10 protein-coding genes and 1 pseudogene are annotated in these 8,940 nt (G+C 66.5%); 8 read left to right on the top strand and 3 right to left on the bottom strand.

What is annotated here, in order from left to right; genetic code table 11:
- Positions 1-443: 443 nt before the first annotated feature.
- Positions 444-605, top strand: coding sequence for a hypothetical protein (locus tag AB0D27_RS44305; protein ID WP_362521049.1), 162 nt, complete (start codon positions 444-446; stop codon positions 603-605).
- A gap of 639 nt (positions 606-1,244) precedes the next feature.
- Here AB0D27_RS44305 and AB0D27_RS44300 read toward each other — a convergent pair.
- Positions 1,245-2,069 (bottom strand): annotated as a pseudogene (locus tag AB0D27_RS44300) (serine/threonine-protein kinase); the annotation flags it as partial.
- A gap of 604 nt (positions 2,070-2,673) precedes the next feature.
- On the opposite strand from AB0D27_RS44300, the gene AB0D27_RS44295 reads away from it, so the two are divergent.
- Both AB0D27_RS44295 and AB0D27_RS44290 read left to right on the top strand, forming a co-directional pair.
- Positions 2,674-3,117, top strand: a complete 444-nt coding sequence (locus AB0D27_RS44295; RefSeq protein ID WP_362521046.1) for a hypothetical protein — start codon at positions 2,674-2,676, stop codon at positions 3,115-3,117.
- A gap of 115 nt (positions 3,118-3,232) precedes the next feature.
- Entirely contained in the window at positions 3,233-4,513 is a 1,281-nt protein-coding gene (locus AB0D27_RS44290; RefSeq protein ID WP_362521043.1) for an ISL3 family transposase, read from the top strand.
- Here the strand turns inward: AB0D27_RS44290 and AB0D27_RS44285 are convergent.
- A complete protein-coding gene (locus tag AB0D27_RS44285) occupies positions 4,471-4,920 on the bottom strand; it encodes a hypothetical protein (protein ID WP_362521041.1) in 450 nt (149 codons plus the stop codon). The two genes, AB0D27_RS44290 and AB0D27_RS44285, sit on opposite strands and share 43 nt — an antisense overlap.
- Before the next feature lie 553 nt (positions 4,921-5,473).
- On the opposite strand from AB0D27_RS44285, the gene AB0D27_RS44280 reads away from it, so the two are divergent.
- From AB0D27_RS44280 to AB0D27_RS44260, 5 genes are all read left to right on the top strand, one after another.
- Complete coding sequence (locus AB0D27_RS44280; RefSeq protein WP_362521038.1) at positions 5,474-5,929, top strand: HIT domain-containing protein; 456 nt, start codon at positions 5,474-5,476, stop codon at positions 5,927-5,929.
- A gap of 299 nt (positions 5,930-6,228) precedes the next feature.
- Positions 6,229-6,855, top strand: a complete 627-nt coding sequence (locus tag AB0D27_RS44275) for a hypothetical protein (protein ID WP_362521035.1) — start codon at positions 6,229-6,231, stop codon at positions 6,853-6,855.
- A 97-nt stretch (positions 6,856-6,952) separates the two neighbouring features.
- Entirely contained in the window at positions 6,953-7,156 is a 204-nt protein-coding gene (locus AB0D27_RS44270; RefSeq protein ID WP_362521032.1) for a hypothetical protein, read from the top strand.
- A 371-nt stretch (positions 7,157-7,527) separates the two neighbouring features.
- A complete protein-coding gene (locus tag AB0D27_RS44265; protein ID WP_362521029.1) occupies positions 7,528-7,860 on the top strand; it encodes a hypothetical protein in 333 nt (110 codons plus the stop codon).
- A 105-nt stretch (positions 7,861-7,965) separates the two neighbouring features.
- Positions 7,966-8,124 carry a hypothetical protein gene (locus tag AB0D27_RS44260; protein ID WP_362521026.1) on the top strand — a complete coding sequence of 53 codons (159 nt, stop codon included), beginning with the start codon at positions 7,966-7,968 and terminating at the stop codon, positions 8,122-8,124.
- Positions 8,125-8,194: 70 nt separating this feature from the next.
- Here AB0D27_RS44260 and AB0D27_RS44255 read toward each other — a convergent pair whose 3' ends face one another.
- On the bottom strand, positions 8,195-8,635 hold the full coding sequence (locus AB0D27_RS44255) for a VOC family protein (protein ID WP_362521022.1): 441 nt from the start codon (positions 8,633-8,635) through the stop codon (positions 8,195-8,197).
- Between the last annotated feature and the right edge of the window lie 305 nt (positions 8,636-8,940).

Genomic DNA, 8,940 nt, shown 5'->3' with positions numbered 1-8,940 from the left:
AACGGACGAACCACGCCCATCTCTCCCGCCACAAACGGGAGTTCATGCCCACCCACCCGAACTAAACGATCACGTTCGGAAAGCGGATGACGTCTTAGAACAGTTCGGGGAACACCGGTCCGACGCTGGTGGGGGAGTCTCGTGTTGATCTGATCCGGCGACCGTGTCTGGCCGCATCGGATGGACGTCAGGTCGGTTCTGCCAGGCATTACCCCAAGGGATGAGATCCTCGGCGACCCCGAGGTATTGCAGTGCTCGACGGACTGGTGGACCTTCTCACTGCAAATCGGCCCCACCGGCATCAGCGTGACATTCATGCCATCCGGGCCTCATGCCCCGGGCCTGCACAGCCCGCGGCGCGACCGCCGGGCTGAGCCCCACAAGAGACCACACGTGCCCGTGTGAATCATCGGGCGCGACGGCAAAACGAAAGGAGCATGATCATGATTCAGCAGACTGGCCGTGACGAGGCAAGGTGCTGGCCGACCGCTGCACTCCAGATGCCGCAGCAGGCGCCGCCCGTCGACCGGACCGAAGCCGCCGCTGCAGGTGCCCTCAATACCACCCCTGGCGTCGAAGCGGACATCGTCGCGCCCTTCCTCTAGTCTCCGACTGGGACACGCCATGGACACGCGGCTTCAACCCCTACATCATGTACTGACCATTCGTGAGCCTACGCGCGCACCAGAAGCGCCGTCCGCCTCCACCCAGGAAGCGTCCGCAGCGGGCCTAACGTGCCTTTCGCTCCTCGCCGGTGGGACTGCACGGGCGACGTCGGCCTCGCTCAAATGCCTGTCCCACTCCGGCCGGATTCTCTGCATGCGTGTGCGAGCTCAGCGCACCCCCAACACGGCCCACAGCCACACACCGACTACGAGGACGAGAATGATGGTCAGGCGGATCTACTCCCGTTTGCCCCAGAACTTTACCTGGTCTTCGGCATCCTCTCCGCTCGGTCTGCTCCTGGGTGGCTTGGATGTCCTGCGCGGCCAGGGGCCCTGGGGTTTCCGGGAGCGGCTACGGCGGCCCTGACTTTCCTTGGGTGGTTGCCAGGGGCGGTGTGTCCGGGACTTGTCCGGCGCGGTGACAGGCCGCTGTTGTGGGGCAAGTGGGTGGGAGGCGGTACGGGTCGGAGGCTGAACAGGCGGTGAGATCCTGGCGGTCGGCTTGGGGGTTCGTGATGCGCGTTCGGATCGTGGTGTGGCGGCGAAGTGGGCGAGCCGGTGGGCTGCGGCGTCGCCGCGTAGCCGCCCCTTGGGGTCCTTGGTCAGCAGTTCCAGCAGGACGGCGGCTAGGTTCCCGGCTCGGCGCGGCGGTGCGGGAGCCTCGAAGAGGAGTGCGGTGAGGGTGGCCACTTCTGAGTCGCGGTCGAATGGGCCGTGGCCTTCGACCGCGAAGTACAGCGTGGCACCGAGGGAGAACAGGTCCGATGCCGCTGTTGGTGCTGATCCCCGTGCGCGTTCCGGGGCGAGGTAGTGCGGCGTTCCGATAATCCCGGAAGGCGAGGTGAGACGCGGTTCGCCGGAGTCCTGGTGGAGCGAGATGCCGTAGTCGGTCAGCATCACCCGTCCAATCCCTTTGCGGATCGATCCTTGGGCGGCGAGGCCGGTCAGCAGCACGTTGGAGGGTTTGACGTCCCGGTGCAGAATGCCGAGCCGATGGCCCTCGCTCAGCGCATCGAGCACGGCTAGGCCGATCTGGGCAACCTCGGCAGATGGTAGGGGCCCGCTCTCGCGCAGCAATGCGGCTAGGTCTTTCGCGCCGGGCACGTACTCCATGACGATCCAGGGAAGGCTGTTCTCCTCGACGATGTCGTACACGGTCACGACATGGGAGTTCCCGCGCAGCCGAGCCGCATGCCGTGCTTCGCCTTTGGCTCTGGCGATACGGGCATTCAGCTCCTGTTGCGGCGTCTCGGCCGGGACAGCGATCTCCTTGAGCGCGACATCGCATGCGAGTTCCTGGTCATGGGCGAGCCAGACCTGCCCCATGCCGCCGGCTCCGAGCCTGTGCAGCAGGCGATAGCGTCCGGCGATCAACCGGCCGGCGGCATCATCCATCCGTTCCATGCAGGCCTTCCACCTCGCCCGAACTGGTGTGACCACTACGCCCGTAGGCCAAGCTCTCTATCCGTGGGCCGCATAGTAGAGATCATTTGGGCAGAAGAGGCCGAAGAAGGACGGCGTGGCTCAACACACGTCGTCCACGGCTAACGTGCCCTCGCGTAGTGGGAGGCTGGGGCCGCAGGAGGTGGCTGGCGGAGCGCCGTGTACGCGGCATTGTCTGCAGTCGCCCGACCTCGACCGCTACGTCATCCGCGAGGCCGTTGAGCACCTCGATGGCCTGACAGGCGCGGTGCCACAAGAGTCACCGGAGCCGACATGGACCTCGTCGGACGGTGGATTGTTCGCAGCCACCTATGGCGCCAACGGACGCCTACGGGTTGGGCTACCGGGGTTGTCCCCCAGGGGCCAAGCGACGCAATTCGCTGGCCTGCTGAAATGCAGCCGCGGATGGGTGAAGGTCCCGCGTGGAGGTGTGGAGCTTCCCGTTGAATCTTCGGTTGGCCACTGTGAGCGCCGTTGTTAGCCAGGGAGCCCGCCGACCGAAATCCCAGTCAGGGTGAGATCATTCAACACAGCAGGTCACATCCGTACGACGGGGAGTACACGCATGCGCAGGGCAAAGACCATAGCAGCGCTCATCGCGGCAGCCGGGCTGATGGCCGCGTGCGGCAGCAGCGGCGACGACGACAAGACGGAGCGTGCCGACAAGGGCATGCCCACGTCGTCGCCGAAGCCAGCCCCCGATGGCCAGGACAGGACCTACGAGATCTCCTTCGAAGTCAGCGGCAAGGGCAAGTCCAGCGTCTACTACAACCTCGACACGAACCGCTCCGAGCAAGTCACGCTGCCGTGGAAGAAGTCGGACAAACTCACTTTGAACAGCACCGAACGCAAGGTCGGAACCACCGTGTCCGTCGTGCCGGGGCCGGTGATGCTGTCCAACGGCCAGTTCGCCGCTGCTCCTTGCTCCATCACCGTCGATGGGAAGAAGGTCGCCGAGGACCCGGGTGGCGCCGACGGCAAGCACATGTGCGAGTACACCCTGCGGTGATGAGGATTCTTGAAATTGGCTCTGTCCGCAGTTCCGTGAACCGCCAGGTCAGGAGCGGGACCGGGGGATCGTTTCGGCAGTGTGTTTCTTGCCGTGGCGAGCAAGGCAGTTGAGGATGTGTTGTTTCCCGGGATCGGTGTGCGAGTGGAGCGTGTCAGCGACTCCTCCGGTGTCCAGCGGTCGGCCGGGCCGGTGCCCGGACTGCCGGAAGCAGGCGAGACGCGTCCACAGCTCGTACCAACGCAGGCTGGACGAAAGGCGGTTGGGCTCACGACGGGTCGTGGTTCGGCTGCGGGTGCGCCGGTACTTCTGCGACGGGAGGAGGTGTGTCCGGAAGACGTTCGTCGAGCAGGTGCCGGGCCTGACGGAGCGGCACCACAGGTCAAGTGTCGGGCTGACGAGGTGGCTGCGGTCGATCGCGGTGGAGCTGGGCGGCCGTCCGGCGGCACGCCTGTGCCGGCGCCTACGTTTGCCCGCAGGCCGGACCCGGCTGCCAAGTCTGCTGACGGCGCCGCCAGTTCAAAGCCGCGCCCCGCGGGTGCTGGGGGTGGACGAGTTCGCCTTCCGCAAAGGCTGCACCTACGGCACAGTCCTGGTCGACGTCGAGGCCGGCCGGGTCGTGGACGTGCTGCCCGACCGCACCTCGGAGACGTTCGCGGCCTGGCTCAGGGACCATCCCGGTGCGGAGATCGTCTGCCGTGACCGGGCCACCGCATACACGAAGGCGGTCAAGGAAGCCGCCCCCAACGCCCTCAAAGTCGCCGATCGCTGGCATCTGCTGCAGAACCTGTCCGCCGCGGTGGAGAAGACCTGCCACCAGCACCACAACTGCCTGCGCGAATACGCCGAGCAGGAGACGGAGCCCACCGTGCCAGAGCCGGTTCCGATGGAACTGCCGGTGCCGGAACTGCCCCGCACCCAGATCATCGAGCGGACCCGTCACCGATTCGAGGCCGTCCACCGCCTGGCGGAGAAGGGCTGGACGATCAGCGCCATCGGCAGCCGTCTGAACCTCGACCGCAAGACCGTACGCCGCTTCCGCGACACCGACCTCGACCAACTCCTGGCCTGCGCTCGCGACCGCCGCCCCAACGGCGTCTTGGAACCGTTCAAGGCATACCTCAACGCCCGCTTCACCGAGACCCAGGGCCAGATGAGCGGCACCCGAGCAGGACGCCCCGAAGCCGATGCAGGGCTTCGCTGGCTCCCTCCGCCAGGACCTCGACGCCGTCACCGCCGGCCTCACCCTCGAATGGAGTTCCGGCGTCGTCGAAGGACACGTGAACCGGGTGAAAACACTCAAGCGAGCCATGTATCGCCGGGCCTCGTTCGAGATCCTCCGCACTCGCATCCTCACTCAGCCATCGACGCACCTCCAATGGGCCTCTGGTGGTGAGGAAGGTTGAGCTGTTCATGCAGGAGAGCCGCAGCCTGGAGGTCATTGGTGACCATCACCTGAGCCAACCTGCACGCGACTGCGATCACGTTGCTCCAGGCTGGAGCATCTAGATAGACCTCGTCCGAGGCAGCGCGACCTACCTCTTCCTGTACGGTCGAGTAGACCTCGCCCAGCTCCTTCATAAGCGCGACTTCCTCCTCGGTCCGCAGGCTCTTGCCCAGCCACGGCGCGGGATCGTCTGCGTTGCAGAAGTCGTCGAACAGAACGTTGACCACGTAGTCCAGGTCCTGGAACTCCTCCGGCCGCAGCCAGATATCGCGCTGCCACGAGGGACTCGCAAGAGCGAGAACCGCTGGCACAACATGAAGTCGGAAGACCGGGAACTCAATGCCGTGATCCGTCACGTCGCGAGCCTACCGACAGGAAGAGGGACAGCACCCCCTCGCCAGTGCGTCTGTTCACGGAACTGCGGACAGAGCCCTGAAATCGGCCAGGGCCGCTCGTCGCCTCACTCGGTCCGGCGTTCAAGTGAGTGGGGGAACTTCAACGATCACCGCGCGTCGTTTCCGGCCGTGGCCACCGACCGACCAAGGGGGCGCCCCGCAGCCGCCGTCTACGCTCTTGGCATGCAGCGCAGCGATGTCACGCGGGACGACGGCACGTGGGTGGGCCTGTCCTTGGACGTACAGGACCGCCATCAGCCGGAGCTGTGCGTTTTCAGTGCCGGGCCGCGACTGCTGGTCTCCCGGCTGTCGCGGGACTCGCGCCTGGAGCAGACGGGCGACGTCATCGGGGGAAGCTCCCACGGCAGCAGCCTGTGCTTCCGTGACGTGTCCGTACTGCCCGGCGAGGTTGGCGAGGCGCCAAATGATCTCCAACATGCCTCAAAAGTAGCCGTGTTGATCTCAGGAGTGCTAGAAATTTCGCCCCTGCGTTCGCGAAGGCAAGGCGATCGACATGTCCGACGCTGACTGGATCAGTGCCCTCGAACGGGGCGAGGACCCAAATGTTCTGCACCGGATGCGTACCGGGTGGGCCGTGCTGGGCAGTACCCAGCACCTGCCCGGCTACTGCCTTCTCGTCCACGACAGCGCTGACCATCTGACCGACCTATCCCGGTCGGAACGGGTTGAATTCCTTCTGGATCTGTCTCTGCTGGGAGAGGCCGTCCAAGAGGTGTGCGCGAAGGCCGACCCCGCTTTCTACCGGGTCAACTACGAAGTCCTGGGCAACTTCTGGAATCACCTGCACGCTCATGTGCACGCCCGCTACCACTGGGAGCCGCAAGAGCGGCGGCAGACGCCTGTCTGGCTCTACGCCGAGGAACGTCTTGCCGAGGAACATCGGTTGGGCCCCGCACACGACGCCCTGCGCTCGACGCTGTCGAAGAGCCTCGCGGCAATCACCTCCTAGGCCTACCGGTAACGGACGCAGGACCGCTCGGGCCTTGGTCGTCGCGAACTTGCCAGGCGGAGAACCGACCTGCGTGATCTGTGGGCCCTCAGAACCAGGCATTGCGCTCCTGGCCATGGCCAGGAGCGCAATGCCACGGGGGTCGTTACGTGGCAATCATCCCGCTGGGCTGCGCCATCGGGCTTCTCGCCAGCCGGGTCGTTTCGGGGACCTGACCCCCCGGACCTCACGACGCGGTTTTGGCAGGCGCACGTCAGTGCGGTTGACTGCACATCAAGTTGATCAAGAAGTGATCGGGGTTGAAGGTGTTCAAAGCGGTACAGGGGATCGCGGCCGGTGTGGCGCTGATGGCGGCATTGGCGGCGTGTGGAAGCAGTGATGGCAGCCAGGGCGGCGGCAGCGAACAAAAGAAGAGCTCCCCGGTCGTACTGGAACCTGACATGGTGCTCAGGGCGCTGATCAGTAAGGCCGCAGCTCCGAAGGGATGGCGTAGCGAAGGGGGCTCCCTCTTCGACAGCGACAAGGTCGAGGAGGTGTGCCGGGAAAACACCAGCTCGGACTGTGTCGGACTGTCGACCGTCGGCAGATCGACCATCAGTCCAGAGGACGAGATCATGGACTCGGTAGGGATCCGTGTCTATGCCTTCCAGTTCCCGGATGATGCCAAGGTGACCATGAAGGCTTTCGTCGCCCATGACCGCAAGTACGCGGTGAAGGGGGTGAAGCCCCCTCAGGTCTCAGTCGGCGCAGACGAGACAGAGGCGGTCACCCTCTCGGACCACACCGATGTGATCATGCGTGTCGGTAGCGTCGTCGTCAGCCTGCGGGGCCCGAGTGGCAACAAGCAGCCCGACTATCAGGCGGTGGCCAAGGTCCAGATCGACCGGATCAAGACGGCGGCCACGGGTAGGAACCCCGACGCCTGAGGTCGGCGCACGTTGACCTGACGCAGGGGTGGGGCGTCCACGGGTCGGTGTCGGTCCGATTGCCCCAGCCGTCGAACGGCGGCTCGGTCGAGTACAGGTGCGCGGGCGGCCGCCACAGGCGCAGCAGGGCCTCCGCCACGCTGTCGCCCTCGCCCTGGCCGACCTCGTGGCCGTCCAGCGCCTTGGCGTGCGCGATGTAGCGCTCGGGGATCGGCTCCTGGTCCACGTCGCCGACGACGGGCAGCGCGCCTATCTCCAGCTGGACACCGGCTGCACCGACCCCGATCCCGACACGGACTGAGCCGACCTCCCCGCCAGTCCCGCATCTGCCAACGAGCCCGCGCCAGAGGACCACGGCCCCGGTGCCGTCCGGCGCGCACGCACCTGCACCACGGGAGCGCTGCCCGCGCCGGGCGGCGCCGGGGAAGCGGGGGCCCGGGGGCCGGCGAAGGCCCCTGGCAGCCACCCGCCCCAGCCCCTGGGCGGCAGGAGACCCGCAGATCGTGTACTACCCCAACCCACCATCCCAGCCGCCCGCGCTGATCGCTGAGCGCCGAACCGTTCTCCGATGAACTGCTGATCATCGACACGTCGCTCGCCGCCCGCGAACAGGCCGCGCACCGTGTCCGCGAGCACCTGCGCTCCAGCGCCCGCTACGGCGGAGCCGACCCCTTGAGCGAGGACTGGGACGAAGAAGACGACGAAGGGGAGGAGGTCCTCACCCCGCGCACGCGAGCGGTGCTGCGCCTGGCCCTTCAGGAACTGTCGGACCAGGCGTGGCAGGAGGCGTCCACGCTGGGTGATCAACCAGCCCAGCGAAGCGCCGGCGGACTCTTCGGCTCACTGCCGCGGGTGACCTGGCACCAAGGCGGCCTGTGGCGGCGGCAGATGGCCCAGCCCTTCGACGATCTCGCCGCCGACTGCTCGTCCAACGCCGAGGTCGACCGCGCAGCACCGGCGAGGAGATGGCCCTGCACCTCGGCATCGCCCGCGCCCAGGACCTGACCCGCAACCGGCCGCGGCTCGTGCGCGACACCGTGGCGGCCTGCCCGAAGACCGAGCGGACTTCGGCTGGGACGCCTGCTCTGACTCCTGTTCCAGGACCACGACGTGCTCATGCTGTTCGACCACTCCCTCGACGGCATCGAGCAGCCCGACAACGAGATCCATCAGTCACTGGGCATGATCAACCTCGCCCCGCACGACTGGTTCGCAGCCTTCGACCCCGATCAGGCCCGCGACCCCGACCGCGGCTTCCGCCACCCGTGACCTCAGCCCGCCGGCGAGCCTCAACGGTGCCGTCCCGAGCAGCTCCTGGATCCGCAGCCAACCCGAACCCTCAGCGCAGTTGCTCGGCCAGACCGACGATGATGCCCTCCGGGCCGCGGAGGTAGCAGAGCAGATAGCTGTCCTCGAACCGGGCGATCCCGCCGACGAGTTCGGCGCCGTGAGGGCGCAGGCGGGCAACGGTGTCCTCGAGGTCGTCGACGGCGAACATGACGCGGTGCGTGCCCAGAATGTTGTGCGGCCGGTTGCGCGGCCCGGCGCTGATCACCGCGGGGCTTCGGTACTTCGCCAGCTCGAGCCGGCTGTGACCGTCCGGGGTCCGGACCATCGCGATGTCACAGCGGACGCCCTCGAGCCCGGTGCACTGGTCGGCGAAGAGACCCTCGACCTCCGCCCTGCCCTCCAGCTCCATACCGAGTTCCACGAAGAACGCGACGGCGGCATCCATGTCCTCGACGACGATGCCGACGTTGTCCATCCGCTGAATCGCCATGCCGGTCTCTCCTTCCTCCTCGTGCGGCCGGTGGTGGCCGCTGATGTCCCTGGGACGGAGCCGGTGGCACGTTCTCGACATCCGCAGACCGCCGAACTCCGAAAGAACTTCCGTCACCGTGACACGTTCTCGGAACGGCAACTCCCGCCCCACTTCACGCACCCCCTCCGACCTGGCCTTCCGAGGGGTCCCGTCGCATGAGATCTTGTTGGTGTCTCATGAGACGTTCTCGGATCTGCGCATCAGGGACAACGTCAAGTGAGACGGGCCCTATACCAGTTCCTCAGCGGTCCGAGCGCTGGACC

This window comes from Streptomyces sp. NPDC048415 (genome assembly GCF_040651675.1).
Lineage (GTDB): Bacteria > Actinomycetota > Actinomycetes > Streptomycetales > Streptomycetaceae > Streptomyces.
This window is presented reverse-complemented; position numbering and strand designations above follow the sequence as displayed.